Source organism: Trujillonella humicola (assembly GCF_046233715.1).
In the GTDB taxonomy this organism is placed as follows: domain Bacteria; phylum Actinomycetota; class Actinomycetes; order Mycobacteriales; family Geodermatophilaceae; genus Trujillonella; species Trujillonella humicola.
The window spans coordinates 59,229-76,755 of record NZ_JBJNRJ010000019.1; the positions used below are offsets into that span (position 1 = coordinate 59,229).

Below are 17,527 nucleotides of genomic sequence, written 5' to 3' on the forward strand. Positions count from 1 at the left end.
GTGGCGGTGGGCCACCCCGGGGCGGGGGCCCGGCGGGGCCACCCCCCCGCCCCCGCCCCCGCCGCCGGCGCCGGCGCCGCCTGACCGGTCCCCCTCGACGAGATCTGCACACTCGTCGCCATCGGCGGCTGATGGTGACGAGTGTGCAGATCTCGCGCGGCCGGGTCAGCCGTCGAGCATCACGCGGCGGAGCTCCTCGGCGTCCTGGGCCACCTGCTCCAGCACCGGGCCGACGGCGTCCTCCCGCACCTGGCCCCCGGTGAGCTGCGCGACGTCCACCGGCGCGTAGCCGGGCTGGGTCAGCCGGGCGGCGATCTCGAACGCCGCCCGGAGCAGCGCGCCGTCGGCCGAGGCGCGGTCGTCGGCCGCGGTCAGCGGGCCGACCATGGTGTGCGGGAAGCCCCACTGCTCCAGGGCCACGCCGGTCAGCCGCGTGCCCGAGATGCCGTACCGGCGCACCTCGGCGGCGCGCCGGCCGGCGAAGGTGGCCTCCCCGGCCAGCAGCTCGCGGTAGCCGTCGGGATCGTTGTGGTGCAGCAGCGCGACGCCGACCTGGGCCAGCAGGCCCAGGCAGAGGCTGTCCTGCGGCCGCTCCCCGAAGCGGGGCGCGAGCAGCGAGGCGGCCAGGGCGACGCTGGTCGTGCCCACCCAGAAGTCCTCCGGCAGCCGCGACTCGTCGTCGAGGTCGGTGAGGGCGACCGTGGCCATGGTGCGCACCGTGGTGAAGCCGACGACGGTCACCGCGAACTGCAGCGAGGTCACGCGGCCGCGCATGCCGAAGTAGGCGCTGTTGGCCAGCTTCATCACCCGGCTGGCCAGCGCCACGTCGGCGGCGAGGATGTCGGCCAGGACCCTCGCGCTGGTGTCGTCGGAGTTGGCCACCGACACGATCTGCGCCGCCACCGGCTTCTGCGCGGCCATGGTGTCGATGCTGGCCAGGACCTGCTCGAGGTCGAAGGCGGGGACGGGGCTCAGCTGCGGGGCGGTCACGTCGGCTCCGGGGAGGTCACGGGCGGTCGGGGGCGGTTCGCCTGCATCGCGTACCAGGCTGCTGCTCGGGCGCCGCTGAGCGGCTGGGCCAGGCCGAAGCCCTGCAGGTAGGTGGCGCCCAGGCCGGCCAGGGTCACGGCGGTCTGGATGTCCTCCACGCCCTCGGCGACGGTGCTCAGCCCGAGGCTGCCGGCCAGCGCGATGACGGCCGTGGCGATCTCGGCGTGACCGCCGGCCAGCTCGGCGACGAAGGACCGGTCGACCTTCAGGCAGTCCACCGGCAGGTGCCGCAGGTAGGCCAGCGAGGAGTACCCGGTGCCGAAGTCGTCGATGGCCAGGTGCACGCCCAGGTCGCGCAGCTGCTGGAGGACGGCGCGGGCGGAGCCGGGATCCTTCATGAGCGCCGACTCGGTGATCTCGATGGAGAGGCGCGAGGGGCTCAGCTCGTGCCGCTCGAGCGCGGCGACGACGAGGGCGTGCAGGTTGCCGTCCAGCTGCAGCGCGGAGACGTTCACGTTGGCCCGCCGGGGGGCGTCGGGCCCGAGCAGGCGGTCCCACTCGACGAGCTGGCGGCAGGTCTCGTCGAGGACGAGCGAGCCCAGGGGCCCGATGAGGCCGCTCTCCTCGGCCAGGGGCACGAACAGCACCGGGCTGATCGGCCCCCGGTCGGCGTGCTGCCAGCGGGCCAGCGCCTCCACGGCGGCCGAGCTGCCGTCGGCGGTGCTGAAGATCGGCTGGTACAGCAGCGTGATCTCCCGCCGCTCGATGGCGTCGCGCAGGTCGGCGACCAGCCGCAGCTTGTCCCGGGCCCCGGCACGCGCCGCGTGGTCGAGGACGGTGATCCGCCCCTTCCCCGCGTTCTTCGCCTGGTACATCGCGATGTCGCAGTCGCGGATGAGCTCCTCGGCGCTCCCGTGCTCCTCGGCCTGCACGGTCACCCCGATGCTGGCGTGCGGCCGCACGTCCACGCCGCCGATGCCCACCGGATCGGCGAGGACGCCGCCGATGCGCTCGGCGAGGGCCACGGCGTCGTCGGTGTCGACGTCCTCGCAGACGACGACGAACTCGTCCCCGCCGAACCGGGCGACGAGGTCACCGGGTCGGGCGACGGCGCGCAGCCGGCGGGCCACCTCGACGAGCAGCTCGTCGCCGGCGGCGTGGCCCAGGGAGTCGTTGACCACCTTGAAGTTGTCGAGGTCGAGGAAGAGGCAGGCCAGGCCCCTCTGCCCGCGGACGAAGCGTTCGGCCACGTGCTGGGCCAGCAGCGTGCGGTTGGGCAGCCCGGTCAGCGGGTCGTGGTTGGCCTGGTGGGCCAGGCGCGCCTCGAAGGCCAGCCGCTCGGTGATGTCCTCGATGGTGCCGACGAAGCCGGCCCCGACGCCGGGGGTGAACAGGTGCGCGAAGCGGATGACGGTCCGCCGCTCGCCGCCGTCGCGCTGCAGCAACCGGGCGTGGGCCTCGCCGTCCCCGCCGCCGAGGACGACGGCGACCTGCTCGATGACGTGGTCGAGGTCGTCGGGGTGGATGCAGGCCATCCAGCCGGTGCCCAGCAGCTGCTCGGACTGCTGGCCGACCAGCCCGCAGAAGGCGTCGTTGACGTGCGCCAGCCGCATGCCCTGCTCGGACAGCAGCGTCGGGATCGGCGAGCGCTCGGTGAGCGTCGCGAAGCGCCGCTCGTGGGCGTCGGCGGTCGCGCGCAGTGCGCGCTCCTGCTCGTTGTCGGCCGGGACGACCCGCAGGGTCCACATCCGGCCGGTCGGCGTCGGCGTGCACAGGACGACGCACTCGGTGTAGACCCCGCTGGCGGTGCGGACCGGCAGGCTCATCCGGGCGGTCCGCTCCCGGCGCAGCAGCAGCTTGAGCTCGCCGCCGCGCAGCGAGGGCAGCAGCTGGGCGACGGCGAGCTCCCGCAGGTCCTCCTGTGCGTACCCGAGGAGGTGCACGGCCCCCTCGTTGCCCCAGGTGACCCGTGGGACGTTCCCCGACATCTCGGCGACGAGCAGGGCCAGGTGCGTGCTGACCGCGGCGCCGTAGAAGACCGAAGACACGACCTCCGGGGCGACGCGCGCGTCGGCGGTCACCGTCGGGATGGGTGTCACGGTCCTCCCTCCGTCCTGCTGTTCACGTTCGGTGCGGCCGGTCTGCTCCCGCCCACCCCTCGGTGTACGGCCGGCGGCCCCGCGGACTGGACCCCGGCGCGCCCCCGACCACCCCGACGGGGGAGGGCCGGGGCCCGGCCGTGCCGGTCGTCACAGGTCCCGTGGCGGTGCGTCCGCGCCCCGGCTGGTAGGAAATCCCGGACGGACCCCCCGTCCCGCGCGGCCTCCCCGCCCCCAGGCCCTCCCGGCAGCGCCGCCGACCGACCTGCACTGGAGTGCGCGTGCTCATCGGAGTCCCCCGCGAGACGTCCCCCGGCGAGACGCGGGTGGCCGCCACCCCGGCCACCGTCCGGCAGCTGCTGGGGCTGGGCCACGAGGTGGTGGTGGAGTCCGGTGCGGGCGCGGCGTCGTCGTTCCCCGACGTGGAGTACGTGGCCGCCGGTGCCCGGATCGGGACGGCGGGGCAGGCGTGGGGCGCCGACCTGGTGCTGCACGTGGCCAAGCCGTCGACGACGGAGCTGGACGCGCTGCGGGAGGGCGGGGTGCTGGTCAGCCTGCTGTCCCCGGCGCTGGACCCGGAGCTGGTGGCGGCGCTGGCGGCCCGGCCGGTGACGGCGCTGGCGATGGACGCGGTCCCGCGGATCTCCCGGGCGCAGTCGCTGGACGTGCTGTCCTCGATGGCCAACATCGCCGGCTACCGGGCGGTGATCGAGGCCGCGCACGCCTTCGGCCGGTTCTTCACCGGCCAGGTGACCGCGGCGGGCAAGGTGCCGCCGGCCAAGGTGCTCGTCGCCGGTGCCGGTGTGGCGGGGCTTGCGGCGATCGGCGCCGCCTCCAGCCTGGGCGCGATCGTGCGGGCCACCGACGTCCGCCCGGAGGTGGCCGACCAGATCGCCTCCCTGGGCGGGCAGTACGTCGGCGTGCCCGCCGACCAGCCGGCCGAGGGAGCCCGGCCCGGCGGCGGCACCGGGTACGCGTCGGTCACCTCGGCCGACTACGACGCCCGCGCGGCGGTGATGTACGCCGAGCAGTGCCGCGACGTCGACATCGTCATCACCACCGCGCTCATCCCCGGCCGCGCGGCGCCGCGGCTGATCACCGCCGACATGGTGGCCTCGATGAAGCCGGGCTCGGTGATCGTGGACATGGCCGCCGCGCAGGGCGGCAACGTGGAGGGCTCGGTGGCCGACCAGGTGGTGACGACGCCGGGCGGGGTGACGATCATCGGCTACACCGACCTGCCCGGCCGGCTGCCCGCGCAGGCCTCCCAGCTGTACGGCACCAACCTGGTGAACCTGGTCAAGCTCCTGACCCCGGGCAAGGACGGCGTCCTCGTCCTGGACCTCGACGACGTCGTCGTCCGGGCGATGACCGTCGTCCGGAACGGGGAGGTGCTGTGGCCCCCGCCACCGGTGGCCGTCTCCGCCGCCCCCGTGGCGACCGCGCCGCCACCGCCACCCCCGGTCCGGCCGGAGAAGACGGCGATGACCCCGGCGCGGCGGGGCGCGCTGGTCGGGCTCGCCGCGGCGCTGCTGTTCGCAGCGACCGCGTTCGCCCCGAACCAGCTGGTGGGCAACCTGACGGTGTTCGCGCTGTCGGTGGTGGTCGGGTTCTACGTGATCGGGCACGTGCACCACGCCCTGCACACCCCGCTGATGAGCGTCACCAACGCGATCTCCGGGATCATCGTGGTCGGCGCGCTGCTGCAGCTGGGCCACGTCTCCGGCGTGGTGACGGTGCTGGCGTTCGTCGCGGTGCTGATCGCCTCGATCAACGTGTTCGGCGGCTTCGCCGTCACCCGCCGGATGCTGGGCATGTTCACCCGCGGCGGCACCGGCGGCACGGCACGGGCGGGGGCGACCCGATGACCCTCCTCGGCGCCGCCTCGGCGGCCTACCTGGTCGCCGGCCTGCTGTTCGTGCTGTCCCTGGCCGGCCTGAGCAAGCACGAGACGGCCCGGGCCGGCAACGCCTACGGCATCGCCGGCATGGCCCTGGCGCTGATCGCCACCGTGGCCCTGGCCGCCGCGGACCTGCAGGCCGCCGCCATCGTGGCGATTCTGGTGGCCATGGCCACCGGCGCGGTGATCGGCCTGTGGCGGGCCCGCCGGGTGGAGATGACCGGCATCCCCGAGCTGATCGCGCTGCTGCACTCCTTCGTCGGCCTGGCCGCGGTGCTGGTCGGCTGGAACGGCTACCTCTCGGTCGAGGGCGCCCCACCCGGGCAGGCCGAGATCCTCGCCCTGGCGGTGGAGATCCACTCCGCCGAGGTCGCCATCGGCGTGTTCATCGGCGCGGTCACCTTCACCGGCTCGATCGTCGCCTTCCTCAAGCTGTCGGCCCGCATCTCGGCCAACCCGCTGGTGCTGCCCGGCAAGAACGCGCTCAACCTCGGCGCGCTGGCCGCCTTCGCCGTGCTGACCGTCGTGTTCGTCATCAGCCCGAACCTGCCGGTGCTGGCGGTGCTCACCGCACTCGCCCTGGCCCTGGGCTGGCACCTGGTCGCCTCGATCGGTGGCGGCGACATGCCCGTCGTGGTCTCGATGCTCAACAGCTACTCGGGCTGGGCCGCCGCCGCGGCCGGGTTCCTGCTCGACAACGACCTGCTGATCATCACCGGCGCGCTGGTCGGGGCCTCGGGCGCCTACCTGTCCTACATCATGTGCCAGGCGATGAACCGCTCCTTCCTGTCGGTCATCGCCGGCGGCTTCGGCACCGAGGGCACCACGGCCTCCGGCGGCGACGACGACGGCGAGCACACCGAGATCACCCCCGACGAGGTCGCCGAACTGCTCGCCGAGGCCAAGTCGGTGGTCATCACCCCCGGCTACGGCATGGCCGTCGCGCACGCCCAGGGCCTGGTCGCCGACCTCACCCGGCAGCTGACCGACCGCGGCGTCGACGTCCGCTTCGGCATCCACCCCGTCGCCGGCCGCCTCCCCGGCCACATGAACGTGCTGCTGGCCGAGGCCAAGGTCCCCTACGACGTCGTCCTGGAGATGGACGAGATCAACGACGACCTCGCCACCACCGACGTCGTCCTGGTCATCGGCGCCAACGACACCGTCAACCCCGCCGCCCAGGACGACCCCGGCAGCCCCATCGCCGGCATGCCCGTCCTGCGCGTCTGGGAGGCCGGGCGGGTCGTCGTCTTCAAACGCTCCATGAACACCGGCTACGCCGGCGTGCAGAACCCGCTGTTCTTCCGCGAGAACACCCGCATGCTCTTCGGCGACGCCCGCGAGCGCGTCGAGGACATCCTCAAGGCGCTCTGATGACCGCTCCCGGCCCCGGCGGCCTCCTCGTCAGCCCCGCGTGGCTCATCGGCGGGCTGCGCAACGTCCCCGGCTACCTGGCCACCGACCGCCGAGGGCTGACCTTCGCGAGCGACGAGCCGGTCTTCGACGTGCCGCTGCGGCAGGTCACCGACGTCTCGTGGCCCTGGTGGTGGTTCGGCGGCGGCGTGAAGCTGACCGCGGCCGGGCAGCGGTGGAAGATCACCTTCGTGCGCCCCAGCGGCATGCCGCCGCCGCACCCCTCGATGCTCGCCGCGGGGGTCGGCGTGTTCACGCTGCTCGGCGGCGCCGCCGCGACGGTCCACGACGTCCAGGCCCTGCGTGGCCTGGCCGACATCGGCACCGGGCGGGCCGCGGGCCGGCTGTGGCGCGAGGTGCTGCCCGGCTGACGGCTCCACGAGCGCCCGGCCGGCGGCAGGCCGACGGCGGGCCGGCTTGCGCCACCCCGCCCGGACGCCGACCGTGGCCGGGTGGACCCCTTCCGACTGCCGCGCATCCCCGGGCTGTCTGACCTCGTGTCGCTGCTGCAGACGCAGACCGAGGCGCTGGCCTCGCTGCCGCGCACGCTGACCGACCTCAACGGCGCCGTCCGCGAGCTCATCACGGCCACCCGGACGGCGACCGCCGCGATCGCCTCGGCGCAGCGCACGGCCGAGCGGCTGGAGGCGCTGGTCGAGGAGCTGGAGGAACCGGTGCGGGCGTTGCGCCCGGGGCTGATCCGGGTCGGGAAGGTCCTGGACGACCCGGTGGTCGACACGCTGCCCGACAGCCTGCGCCGGCTCTCCGACGACCTGCTGCCGATCGTGTCGGGGCTGCGTTCGGCCCAGTCGCGGGTGGAGGCCGTCACCGGCCTGCTGCGCCCCCGGCGGGGTCGGGAGGGCGACTGAGCACGAACGCGAAGGGCTCGTCCAGCCCGCGCATGTCCATGAGACCGAGCAGCGTGCGCGCGTCGACCCTTCGGAACACGTCCACGACGGGCAGCGCGTCGTAGACGATCGCGGCCGTCACCGCCCCGCGGTGGGCGACGGCACGGACCCGGGCACCGGGCCGGCGGGCGTGCAGCAGCGGCCGCACCGCGCGGAAGGCGACCCGCGCCGCACGGGTCCGCGCCGGCCCCGGCGCGTGCCGCAGCAGCCCGAGCGGGACGGGCCACGGCGTGACCGGCCGCGGCACGCCGCGGCGGCCGGCGAACAGCAGCGGGTGCACCGTCTCGAGGTCGACCACGTCCTTGCCCCACCAGCGGTGCAGCGTCAGCAGGCCGTCCAGCCGGCTGCCCGTGGGCAGCTCGGCGCCCCGCCAGCGGCCCAGCAGGGCCTCGGGGGGCACCGGCTGGAGCGTGTCGAACAGGGCCAGGACCCCCGCCGCCGAGGTCACCGGCGGAGCCCGTCGGGGAGCCGGGTCGCCCCGTCGGTGCGGGCGGCGGCCGCCTGCGGCCGGGTCAGGAAGAGCGCCCCGCGCAGGTCCGCCCGGCGCAGGTCGGCACCCCGCAGGTCCGCACCGAGCAGGTCCGCCCCGCGCAGATCGGCCCCGCGCAGATCCGCCCCGATCAGGAGCGCTCCGCGCAGGCAGCCGGCCCGCAGGTCGGCGCCGCGCAGGTCCGCCCCCGCCAGGTCGCGGCCCGAGCGGTCCCGGCGGGGGCCGGGCAGCACCGCCCGCACGAGCTCGCTGGTCTCGCGCAGCAGCGGCCCGGCGTCCCGGCGCAGCGCCGTCGTGTCCAGCCCCGCCAGCTCGGCGGCGCCGGCACCGCGCAGGCCCCGCACGCGCTCGCGGGCGGCGGCCAGCCGGGGCCGCAGCGGCTCGGCGGCGGGCCGGGCCAGGGCCTCGGCCAGGTACCAGAGCAGTTCCGACAGCCGCCGCACGGCATCGAGGACGGCGAGCGCCTCGGGCTCGCCCCGCGGATCCCGGCCGGCGTAGGTCACCTGCACGACCTGCTGGCCCGCGCCGAAGCAGTCGAAGGCTCCGCAGCCCGGGAACCCGCGCGCGGGCAGCTCGGCGTGGATCGTGCAGCGGTCGTCGCCGGCGAGGTTCGGGCAGGGCCGCCCGGCCGGCTTGTCGATCGCGAAGTCCGCCGAGGCGGCGAACGGCGGCAGGACGCAGCACAGCGCCGCGCACCGCGCGCAGTCGGCGTGCAGGAGGGCCCGGTCGTCGTCCGGGGACGACCCGGCCGTCTCCGGGATGCCGGTCAGGCGACCGGGCCCTCGAACGTGACCAGGACGCCCTCGACCCCGCCGGGTCCGATGCGGCCCTCCACCTCGACCTCGTACTCGTGCCCTCCGGCCATCCCACGCCTCCTCGCCGCTCCGGGGCGCGCGCACCCCGGCCCGCAGTCTCCCCCGGTCAGCGCGCCGGGGGTGGTGTCTCCTCGTCGGCCGCCGTCCCCGCGGCCGGGGGCCGCACCAGGTCGGCCACGGCGCCCTCCAGGCGTGCCCACGTGGCGGACCACTCGACCAGCGGGTCGAGCACCCGCTCGAACACCGCGAGCTGCTCGTCGAAGGCCTGCAGCTGGGCGACCATGCCGGCGATGAGCTGCCGCTGCCCGCGCACCGCCTGGTCGATCGCCCGCAGCTGGGCCGCCGACATCGCTCCGGGCGGCGAGGGCAGCCGGGGCAGGGAGAGCCCGCCCGGCACGGCGCCCGCGGCCAGGCTGCGGGCCCGCTCGGTGAAGATCCGGAGCTGGGTCACGAACTCCTCGACCGACCGCGGCACCCGGTTGCCCCCCGACGACTCGTGCTCGGTCACCGCGCTCCCCTCCGACCCGGCCGGCGCGGGTCTCCACCGGCCAGTCTCCCCCGGCCGCGGCGCCGTCGCGCCAGGTCCGGGGTCGTGCCGGTGGAGCTCGGTCTCAGCGGCGCTTCCCCGCCAGCCTGGTGACGGCGGCCAGCAGCCTCCCGTAGCCGCCGGGTGCGATCCGCACGAGCACGTCGGGGATCTTCGCGCTGGCGCCGATGAGCAGTCGCGGCCGCCGCCGCTCGACCGCGTCGACGATCAGCTCGGCGGCCTCGTCGGCGGGGAAGGTGAGCAGCCGGGCGAAGTCGGCCTTGCCCCGCGCGGCCTCCTCGGGGTCGACGCCGCCGGCCACGCGAGCGGTCTCGGCGATGCGGGTCCGGATGCCGCCGGGGTGGACGCTCGTGACGCCCACGCAGGTGCCGCTGCCGTCCTCGGCGAGCTCGTGCCGCAGCGCCTCGGTGAACCCGCGGACGGCGAACTTGCTCGACGCGTACGCGACCTGCCCGGCCGGGGCCATGAGCCCGAACAGGCTGCTCAGGTTGACCACGTGCGAGCCCGGGTGGGCCTTCAGCGTGGGCAGGAACGCCTTGGTCAGGCGGACGACGGCGCGGAAGTTGACCTCCATGACCCAGTCGAACTCGTCGAGGGTCACCTGGTCGAAGCGGCCGCCGAGGGCCACGCCGGCGTTGTTGACCAGCAGCGTGACGTCCGGGTGGGCGGCGACCAGCTCGTCGGCGACGCGCTGCGTGGCGACGGGGTCGGCCAGGTCGACGACGGCGGTGGCCACCGAGACGCCGGGGTGCGCCGAGCGCACGGCCGCCGCCACGCCGGCCAGCCGCTCGGCGTCCCGGTCGACGAGCACCAGGTCGCTGCCGCGGGCGGCCAGCAGCGGCGCGAGGGCGGCGCCGATGCCGCTGGCCGCGCCGGTCACGACCGCCGTCCCCCCGGCGAAGCGGTAGGCGTCCATCAGGCCGCCGCCTGCAGGTGGGCCGGCTGCGCGCGGGAGAAGCGGATGCCCTCGTCGTCGACGGGGGACCGGCGGAAGAGCAGCCGGTCCCGCAGGTAGTTCTGGTGCAGCTTCCACGGTGCCCGCCCTCCCTGCTTGGGCAGGGCGGTGAGGCTGCGCTGCACGTAGCCGGAGGTGAGCCCGAGGAACGGCTCGCGGACCGGGTCGGCGGGGGCCAGCGGGGTGGCGACGTCGTAGCCGTGCCGCTCCATGTGCGCCAGCAGCCGGGTGACGTGGCGGGCGACCAGGTCGGCCTTCAGCGTCCACGCGGCGTTGGTGTAGCCGATGGTCATCGTGAAGTTGGGGACGCCGGACACCATCATCCCCTTGTACGAGACGGTCTCGGACAGCTCGACGGGCGCGCCGTCGACGGCGAGGGTCATGCCGCCGATCGGCAGCAGGTTGAGGCCGGTGGCGGTCACGATCACGTCGGCGTCCAGGTGCTGCCCCGACTCCAGGACGATCCCGGTCTCGTCGAAGCGGGCGATCCGGTCGGTGACGATGGACGCCTGCCCCCGGCGGACCGCCCGGAACAGGTCGCCGTCAGGGACGACGCACAGCCGCTGGTCCCACGGGTCGTAGGGCGGGGTGAAGTGCGTGTCCACGTCGAAGCCCTCGGGCAGCTGCCGGCGCTGCTCCTTCTTGAGGAACGCCTTCATCGCCGCGGGCCGCCGCCGGGCGAACTGGTAGGAGGCCATGGACACGAGCAGGCTCTTCCAGCGGACCACCGGGTAGACGAGCCGCTCGGGCAGGAAGCGGCGCAGCGCCGCGGCCAGCGGGTCGCGTCCGGGGAGGGAGACGACGTAGGTGGGCGTGCGCTGCAGCATCGTCACGTGCGCGGCCCGCGGGGCCAGGCTCGGCACGAGGGTGACCGCCGTGGCGCCGCTGCCGATGACGACGACCCGCTTGCCGCCGACGTCGAGGTCCTCGGGCCAGTGCTGCGGGTGGACGATCTGCCCGCGGAAGGTCTCGGCGCCCTCGAAGCGGGGGCTGAACCCCTCGTCGTAGCGGTAGTAGCCGGAGCACACCGACAGCCACGAGCAGGTGAGGGTCAGCCGCTCGCCGGTGTCGGTGCGCCGCGCGGTGACGGTCCACCGCGCGTCCTCCGAGGACCACTGCGCGTCCAGCACCTCGCAGCGGTAGCGGATCTTGTCGGCCACGCCGTACTCGCGCGCGGTCTCCTCGATGTAGCGGCGGATCGAGGGGCCGTCGGCGATCGCCTGCGGATCGGTCCACGGCCGGAAGGAGTAGCCGAGCGTGTACATGTCGGAGTCCGACCGGATCCCGGGGTAGCGGAACAGGTCCCACGTGCCGCCCAGCGCCTCACGGGCCTCGAGCACCGCGTAGGTGGTGCCGGGCCGCTCGTCCTCCAGGTGGCAGGCGGCGCCGATGCCGGACAGACCGGCCCCGACGATCAGGACGTCGACGTGCTCTGGCGTCTGCGCAGTCATGGGGCTCCCGCTCTCCTCGTCCGTCCGCGCCATCGTGCACCGCGCCGACGGCGTTGTCGACGCGGTGTCGAGAGGATCAACGACGTGTCGGCCGATCGGTTGCGGCGGTCACGCGGGGACGTCGTCGGCGCCGTAGATCGTGCGCAGCCAGACGGTCAGGAGGACCTCGAGCAGGGTGTCCTCGGCCAGGGCCGGCTGCTGCCCCGCGATCGACGTCTGGATGACCCGCTCGTTCATCCAGTTCAGCGCCACGGCGAGGTCGCGGGCCGGCGGACCGGGCGGCGCAGCACCCCTCGCCCGCTCGGCCTCGATGGCGGCGGCGGTCTCGGCCACGAAGCCCTCCATCACCGACGACCACAGCGACTGCACCTCGGGGCTCGCGGCCAGGAGCTCGGTCGCGGCGGCGGTCAGCGCGCGGTGGTCGCGGAAGGTGTCGCGCACGGTGACCAGCGCCGCCCGCCACGCGGCGCGCGCGCCCGCGGCACCGGCCAGCGCGGCCGAGCGGGCCGCCTGCGCCTCGCCGACGACGCGGTCGAGCAGCGCGAGGACGACCGCCTCCTTGGAGGCGAAGTAGAAGTAGAACGTCGACCGGGAGATGCCCGCGCCGCGGGCGAGGTCGTCCACCGAGATGTCGGCCAGCGGACGCTCTTCCAGCAACCGCTCCGCGGTGGCGAGCAACGCCCGCTCCCGGTCGTCACCCGAGGGCCGGCGGACCCGGCGGCCGCGGCCGGGGCCGCCGTCGGCACCCGTGGCGTCGACGGGGCGGGGGGAGGACATAGGTCCGCACGCTAGCCGGTGTCGAGGGAGTCGACGCCCTGTCGAGCAGAAGCGCCTCGATCAGGGCAGGCGCCACACCCTCGTCCGGCGCACCCCCGGCCCCTCGGTCTCGGCGATCTCGTGCACCGCCGCCTCGACCAGCCGCTCGACCGGGAGGTAGGGCCGCCCGGGGTCGCCGACGTACACCTCGCAGCCGGCCGCCCGGGCGCGCCCGAGGAAGGGCAGCACCCGCTCGGTCATCACCCGGTCGTAGCAGACGTCCCCGGCCAGGACGACGTCCACCGGCGGCACCGGATGGGCGAGGACGTCACCCAGCACGCCGATCCCGGGGACGCCGTTGAGCCCGGCGTTGACCCCGATCGCCGTGCGGCTGAACGGGTCGACGTCACTGGCCAGCACCCGTGCCGCCCCGGCCAGGGCGGCCGCGATCGCCACCAGCCCGCTGCCGGCGCCGAGGTCGAGCACCCGGCGGCCGGCCACGACCGCCGGGTCGTCGAGGACGAACCGGGCCAGCGCCTGGCCGCCGGGCCACGCCGCCGCCCAGAACGGCGGGGCGTCCCCCGCTCCCCCGGCGCGCACCTCCATCGCCTCCCACAGGGCGACGACGTCCTCGGCCACGTGCAGCCGCACCTCCGGCACCGACGACGGGCGGCGGACCGCCGTGTGCGCGCGGACGAAGCTCGAGGGGATCACACCGGCCATCGTGTCCCGCCGCTCCGGCCCCCCTCGCGGGGAGCAAGAGGAAGGGCCCCCGTGCCCCCCACCACTCGCAGGCTCGCGGCGGAACCCTGCACGAGGTCCTAGTACCAGCCGGTGGACTGCGAGTGCGCCCAGGCGCCGCAGGGGCTGCCGTACCGGTTGCCGATGTAGATCAGCCCCGCGTCGATCTGGCGGTAGCCGTCGCTTGTCTTGGCGATGCCGGTGCCGGCCCACGTGGAGTCGAGGAACTGGGCGATGCCGTAGGCGGTGCTGGTCGGGTTCTGCGCGTTCGGGTTCCAGCCGCTCTCGCGCCCCCAGAGCCGCTCGAGGCAGGAGAACTCCGAGGCGCTGCCCACCTGGGCCAGCGCGTAGTCCTTGAACGAGCCCCGCGGCGCACCCTGCGAGGCGGACGGCGACGAGGACGGCGAGGAGGAGGACGAGGACGGCGCAGGCGCGGGGGCGCTGGCCGGCGGCCGCGCGGCGGCCTGCGCGGCCTCGGCGGCGGCCTGCGCCTCGGCGGCGGCCTGCGCCTCGGCGGCGGCCTGGGCCTCGGCGGCGGCGCGGGCGGCGGCCTCGGCGGCGGCGGCCTCGGCGGCCAACCGGTCGAGCTCGGCCTGGTCGGCGGCCTGCTGGGCCTCCGCGGCGGTGATCGCCGAGGTGCCCCGCTCCGAGCGGGAGGCGGCGAGGTCGCCGAGGCCGGACAGGTCCGGCGCGGCGGCCGCGGCGGGGTCGATGCCCAGCGCCTGGGCCACGCTCACCGTCTCGCTGACGGGCACGGCCTGCTCCGCCTCGGCGGTGGCCGGGGCCTCGCCGGTGACGACGACGCTGACCAGGACACCGCCGGCGGCCGCGGCGGCCAGCAGCAGGCCGGGACGGCGGGAGCGCAGCGGGGAGCGGAAGCGGCGGAATCGGGTGGTGTGCTGCGAGGACATGCGGGGAGGACTCCAGGGAGAGGGCGCACGCGCGACACCGGCCCCCTCGCGAGGGGGCGCCGGGCGGTGCTGTGTGTCGTCGGAGGTTCCCGGGGCGCTGTGGGCGCCGTGTCCGGGGCGGGGCGGGTGCGGGCGGTTACGCGATCGGGCGGCGGAACCGGCGGCACCTGCGGGCCGCGGGAGCCCGGAGGCGGGGCATGCGGGAACTCTCCGTTCCTTCCGTGGCCGCCTACCGAGTTAGCTGACGGGTTCGGGCGGGAAGAAGCCCTACCCGGGCACCGACGACGGTCGGCGCGCGGGATTCACCCCAGGACTGCGGTGGGTCCCCGGCTCGCTCCCGCGGCTGCGGTCGCGACTCGGCGGCGTCCGGCCGAACTCCCCGGGTGGGGACGAGAGGACCGACCGGACGGAGGACACGGTAGGCGCCGTTACCGGCCCGTGACAATGCCGGACGCCGATTCCGGTCCGTGACGAGCATCGCCCCACCCGTCCCGGCAGCCCTCGGCAGGTGCGCGAGGACGACGCTGCGTCACCGGCCCCCGGCCCGGTCCCGGCCCGCACAGGAGGCCGGCCGGCCCGTCGGCCGGCCCGGGACGACCCGGTCAGGAGGCGACGGGGTGGCGGCCGTCCCCGAGGACGAGGAGGTCCGCCGAGGAGCCTCCACCCACGGAGGACAGCACGTCCTCGAGCTGCCCGGTCAGCCGGCGCAGGGACTGGCGCGCCTCGTCCCGCTGGCGGCGCAGGTCGTCGACCTCCGCCTGCGCCCCGGCCAGGCGGGTGGCCGCGGCGGCCTCCGCCGACTCGCGGTCCCGGCGGGCGCGCGCGTCGTCCTCCTCGCGCTGCTCCCGGGCCTGCGCGAGCAGCGCCGCGGCCTCCTCCCGCGCGGCGGCGAGGACCAGGGCGGCCTGCTGGCGCAGGCCCCGGGCCTCCACCCGGGCGGTGTCGCGCTCGGCGACCGCGGCGGTGCGCATGGCCTCGACCTTCTCCAGCCGCGCCTGCGCCTCCTGGCGGGCCTCGGCGGCCATCCGCTGCGCCTCCTCCAGCGCCCCGGCGGTCAGGGCCTCGGCCTCCTCGGCCGCGCGGGCGAGGACCTCCTCGGCCAGCCCGCGCCCCTCGGCGGTCTCCCGTTCGCGGTGGAGCTGGGACAGCCGGCAGCGGGCGCTCTGCAGTTCGGCGGAGCAGGCCGCGTAGCGGCTGAGCAGGTGGTCGGCCTCGCGGCGGGCCAGCGCGATCTCCGCCTCCGCCCAGGCGACGTAGTTGTCCACCTGGAGGCGGTCGTAGCCGCGCAGCGCCCCGGAGAACGTGGGTGCCGTGCTCAGCAGACCGTCGAGGCCGCCCGGCGCCCGGAGCTCACCCTCGCCGGGAACGACGTCCCCCGCCTGCGCCTGGCTCCGCTGGAACATCGGCTCCCCCTCGGTCCTCGGCCGCACCGCTCCGGGCGGTGACTGCACGTTCCCAGACCTGGGCACGCCGCTCGCGCGCGCGGCGGATGACGGTTGGATGACACCGGCGTCGTTCCACCGGCCGTGCGGGACCGGCTACGCGGCGCTGTCGTCAGGTCACGGGCGGGTCACGCTCGGGACGGCGCGGGGCCGGGCCCTGCCGGACCCGGCCCCGCTGCCTCGGTGCGGCCGGCGTCGGTCAGAGCGCTCCACCGGTCATCGGCCGGATCATCGACTCCTGGGTGCAGGTGGCCACGAGCCGGCCGTCCTCGGTGAAGACCTCGCCGACGCCGAACGCGCGCCCACCGCCGGTGTGGGTGCTCCGCAGCGCGTACAGCAGCCACTCCCCCGCGGCGACGTCGTCGTGGAAGTACAGCGCGTGGCTCAGCACGCCGGTCGACAGGGAGCGGTGGGCCAGGCTCAGGCCGACCCCCTCGTGCGGGCGCATGGCGGCGCCGATGAAGGAGTTGGTGCTGGCCCAGGTGAGCAGCGCCTGGGAGATGTCCCGCTCGGTGCGGTCGGTGGCCCAGCGCGACCAGTACTGGAGCTCGGGCGGCCCGACGAGCGCGGGGTCCACGACGTCGACGCCGCCGACGGTGCGCTGCTCGTGGCCCTCCAGCCAGCTCTGCTGGGCCGGGGCGTCGTCCGGGCGGCCGAGGGCCGGCGGCTCGGCGCCGTGCCGGATGACGTCGGGCTCGTCGGCGCCCAGCAGCAGCAGCGACCGGGCCAGCCGCCGCTCGCCCTGGCTGACCGTGACCGAGAGGCTGGCCAGGGACCGGCCCTCGTGGAACCGCTCGACGTCGAGGGTCACCGGCCGGTCGGCCCGACCGGTGCGGGCGAAGGTCGAGTGCACCGAGGTGACGCGCTTGCCGGTGGCCTCGGCGGAGGCGGCGACGATCGCCTGGGCGATCATCTGGGCGCCGGCGACGACCGGGCCCTCGGTGGCCAGGCAGCGGCCCTCGTAGCGCCCGTCCCCGGTCCGTTCCAGCTCGAGCACCCGGAGCACGCCCTCGACGGTCGGGCGGGTCTGCTCGGCCGTTCCGCTCGCGCCGTCGCTCACGAGGAGGCCCCGTTCCCGGCGGCCTTCTGCGCCTGGATGGTGCCCTGGATGCCGTCCTCCGGCCGGGCGCCGGGGTAGCCGTCGTCGTGGACGGTCGACCAGTGGGCGTGGTTGAGCTCGTGCAGGGTGAAGCACGCCTTGAGCGCGTTCTGGAAGCCCATGTTGTCGACCGACTGGTTGACCGACTCCTTGATCAGCAGCGCGGTCACCGTGGGCAGGGCGGCGATCCGCCGGGCCAGGGCGAGCGTGCCCTCGGCGAGCTCCTCGCGCGGGTGCACCTTGCTGACCATGCCGAGGGCGTGGGCCTCGCGGGCGTCGATGGAGTCGCCGGTGAGCAGCAGCTCCTTGGTCTTGCGGGGGCCGAACTCCCACGGGTGGGCGAAGTACTCCACGCCGCACATGCCCAGCCGCTGCCCGACGACGTCGGAGAACTGCGTGTCCTCGGCGGCGACGATGAGGTCGCAGGCCCACATCAGCATCAGCCCGGCCGACATCACGTTGCCGTGCACCTCGGCGATGGTGATCTTGCGGATGTCGCGCCAGCGGCGGGTGTTCTGGAAGTAGTAGTGCCACTCCTGCAGGAACAGCTTCTCCGGGCCGAGCCGGGTGCCGCCGTCGATCCGCATCGTCGGGTGCTGGTCGGGCCCCGGCGTCCACTCGGCGATCGACTGCTTGGAGCCGGTGTCGTGCCCGGCGGAGAACATCGTCCCCTCGGCGCCCAGGACGATGACCCGCACCTGGTCGTCCATCTCGGCGGCGCGGAAGGCCTCGTCGAGCTCGACGAGCATGCCGCGGTTCTGGGCGTTGCGCTGCCGCGGCCGGTCGAGGTTGATCCGGACGATCGCGCCGTCGTCGTAGGACTCGGTGGTGATGAACTGGTACTCCGCCATGCGGGTGCCGCCTCTCGCGCCCGGCGTCCCCGCCGGGATCGGTCCGATATGGGGTGCCTTCGGGTGGTGCGGACGCGCGCCGGGGGGGGGGGGGGGGGGGGGGGGGGGCGGCGGGCCGCGCGCCCCGCCCGGCCCGCCGGCGCCCGCCCCCCCCCCCCC

The 17,527-nt window shown here is 75.6% G+C and carries 17 protein-coding genes and 1 riboswitch; of the genes, 4 read left to right on the forward strand and 13 right to left on the reverse strand.

What is annotated here, in order from left to right; translation table 11 throughout:
- Positions 1 to 165: 165 nt before the first annotated feature.
- Together ACK586_RS12090 and ACK586_RS12095 are read right to left on the reverse strand one after the other, a co-directional pair.
- Entirely contained in the window at positions 166 to 990 is an 825-nt protein-coding gene (locus tag ACK586_RS12090; RefSeq protein WP_409330730.1) for an HDOD domain-containing protein, read from the reverse strand.
- Positions 987 to 3,089 carry a putative bifunctional diguanylate cyclase/phosphodiesterase gene (locus tag ACK586_RS12095; protein WP_409330731.1) on the reverse strand — a complete coding sequence of 701 codons (2,103 nt, stop codon included), beginning with the start codon at positions 3,087 to 3,089 and terminating at the stop codon, positions 987 to 989. Before ACK586_RS12095 ends, ACK586_RS12090 begins: the two co-directional genes overlap by 4 nt.
- A gap of 281 nt (positions 3,090 to 3,370) precedes the next feature.
- On the opposite strand from ACK586_RS12095, the gene ACK586_RS12100 reads away from it, so the two are divergent.
- From ACK586_RS12100 to ACK586_RS12115, 4 genes are all read left to right on the forward strand, one after another.
- Complete coding sequence (locus ACK586_RS12100; RefSeq protein ID WP_409330732.1) at positions 3,371 to 4,957, forward strand: Re/Si-specific NAD(P)(+) transhydrogenase subunit alpha; 1,587 nt, start codon at positions 3,371 to 3,373, stop codon at positions 4,955 to 4,957.
- Positions 4,954 to 6,363, forward strand: a complete 1,410-nt coding sequence (pntB, locus tag ACK586_RS12105) for a Re/Si-specific NAD(P)(+) transhydrogenase subunit beta (protein ID WP_409330733.1) — start codon at positions 4,954 to 4,956, stop codon at positions 6,361 to 6,363. Before ACK586_RS12100 ends, pntB begins: the two co-directional genes overlap by 4 nt.
- The gene (locus ACK586_RS12110) at positions 6,363 to 6,773 is read left to right on the forward strand and encodes a hypothetical protein (protein ID WP_409330734.1); all 411 of its coding nucleotides are present in this window, start codon (positions 6,363 to 6,365) and stop codon (positions 6,771 to 6,773) included. Before pntB ends, ACK586_RS12110 begins: the two co-directional genes overlap by 1 nt.
- Positions 6,774 to 6,854: 81 nt before the next feature.
- Entirely contained in the window at positions 6,855 to 7,271 is a 417-nt protein-coding gene (locus ACK586_RS12115) for a hypothetical protein (protein WP_409330735.1), read from the forward strand.
- On the opposite strand, the gene ACK586_RS12120 is transcribed toward ACK586_RS12115, so the two are convergent.
- The 11 genes from ACK586_RS12120 to ACK586_RS12170 all read right to left on the reverse strand — a co-directional run bounded on the left by ACK586_RS12120 (position 7,228) and on the right by ACK586_RS12170 (position 17,368).
- A complete protein-coding gene (locus ACK586_RS12120) occupies positions 7,228 to 7,758 on the reverse strand; it encodes a DUF4334 domain-containing protein (protein ID WP_409330736.1) in 531 nt (176 codons plus the stop codon). The genes ACK586_RS12115 and ACK586_RS12120 overlap by 44 nt on opposite strands.
- The gene (locus ACK586_RS12125) at positions 7,755 to 8,303 is read right to left on the reverse strand and encodes a pentapeptide repeat-containing protein (protein WP_409330737.1); all 549 of its coding nucleotides are present in this window, start codon (positions 8,301 to 8,303) and stop codon (positions 7,755 to 7,757) included. The genes ACK586_RS12120 and ACK586_RS12125 overlap by 4 nt, the downstream gene beginning before the upstream one ends.
- A gap of 418 nt (positions 8,304 to 8,721) precedes the next feature.
- The gene (locus tag ACK586_RS12130) at positions 8,722 to 9,123 is read right to left on the reverse strand and encodes a hypothetical protein (RefSeq protein ID WP_409330738.1); all 402 of its coding nucleotides are present in this window, start codon (positions 9,121 to 9,123) and stop codon (positions 8,722 to 8,724) included.
- A 103-nt stretch (positions 9,124 to 9,226) separates the two neighbouring features.
- Complete coding sequence (locus ACK586_RS12135) at positions 9,227 to 10,078, reverse strand: SDR family NAD(P)-dependent oxidoreductase (protein WP_409330739.1); 852 nt, start codon at positions 10,076 to 10,078, stop codon at positions 9,227 to 9,229.
- Positions 10,078 to 11,568, reverse strand: a complete 1,491-nt coding sequence (locus ACK586_RS12140) for a flavin-containing monooxygenase (RefSeq protein ID WP_409330740.1) — start codon at positions 11,566 to 11,568, stop codon at positions 10,078 to 10,080. The genes ACK586_RS12135 and ACK586_RS12140 overlap by 1 nt, the downstream gene beginning before the upstream one ends.
- 108 nt (positions 11,569 to 11,676) lie before the next feature.
- Positions 11,677 to 12,345, reverse strand: coding sequence for a TetR/AcrR family transcriptional regulator (locus ACK586_RS12145; protein ID WP_409330741.1), 669 nt, complete (start codon positions 12,343 to 12,345; stop codon positions 11,677 to 11,679).
- Between the two features lie 60 nt (positions 12,346 to 12,405).
- Positions 12,406 to 13,038, reverse strand: coding sequence for a class I SAM-dependent methyltransferase (locus tag ACK586_RS12150; protein ID WP_409330742.1), 633 nt, complete (start codon positions 13,036 to 13,038; stop codon positions 12,406 to 12,408).
- 107 nt (positions 13,039 to 13,145) lie between these two features.
- On the reverse strand, positions 13,146 to 13,976 hold the full coding sequence (locus ACK586_RS12155; RefSeq protein WP_409330743.1) for an aggregation-promoting factor C-terminal-like domain-containing protein: 831 nt from the start codon (positions 13,974 to 13,976) through the stop codon (positions 13,146 to 13,148).
- A 211-nt stretch (positions 13,977 to 14,187) separates the two neighbouring features.
- Positions 14,188 to 14,348: riboswitch (cyclic di-AMP (ydaO/yuaA leader) on the reverse strand.
- A 230-nt stretch (positions 14,349 to 14,578) separates the two neighbouring features.
- A complete protein-coding gene (locus ACK586_RS12160; RefSeq protein ID WP_409330744.1) occupies positions 14,579 to 15,379 on the reverse strand; it encodes a coiled-coil domain-containing protein in 801 nt (266 codons plus the stop codon).
- A gap of 238 nt (positions 15,380 to 15,617) precedes the next feature.
- Positions 15,618 to 16,478 (reverse strand): acyl-CoA thioesterase, encoded by an 861-nt coding sequence (locus tag ACK586_RS12165; protein WP_409330745.1) that lies wholly within the window; start codon positions 16,476 to 16,478, stop codon positions 15,618 to 15,620.
- Complete coding sequence (locus ACK586_RS12170) at positions 16,475 to 17,368, reverse strand: enoyl-CoA hydratase (RefSeq protein ID WP_409330746.1); 894 nt, start codon at positions 17,366 to 17,368, stop codon at positions 16,475 to 16,477. Before ACK586_RS12170 ends, ACK586_RS12165 begins: the two co-directional genes overlap by 4 nt.
- Between the last annotated feature and the right edge of the window lie 159 nt (positions 17,369 to 17,527).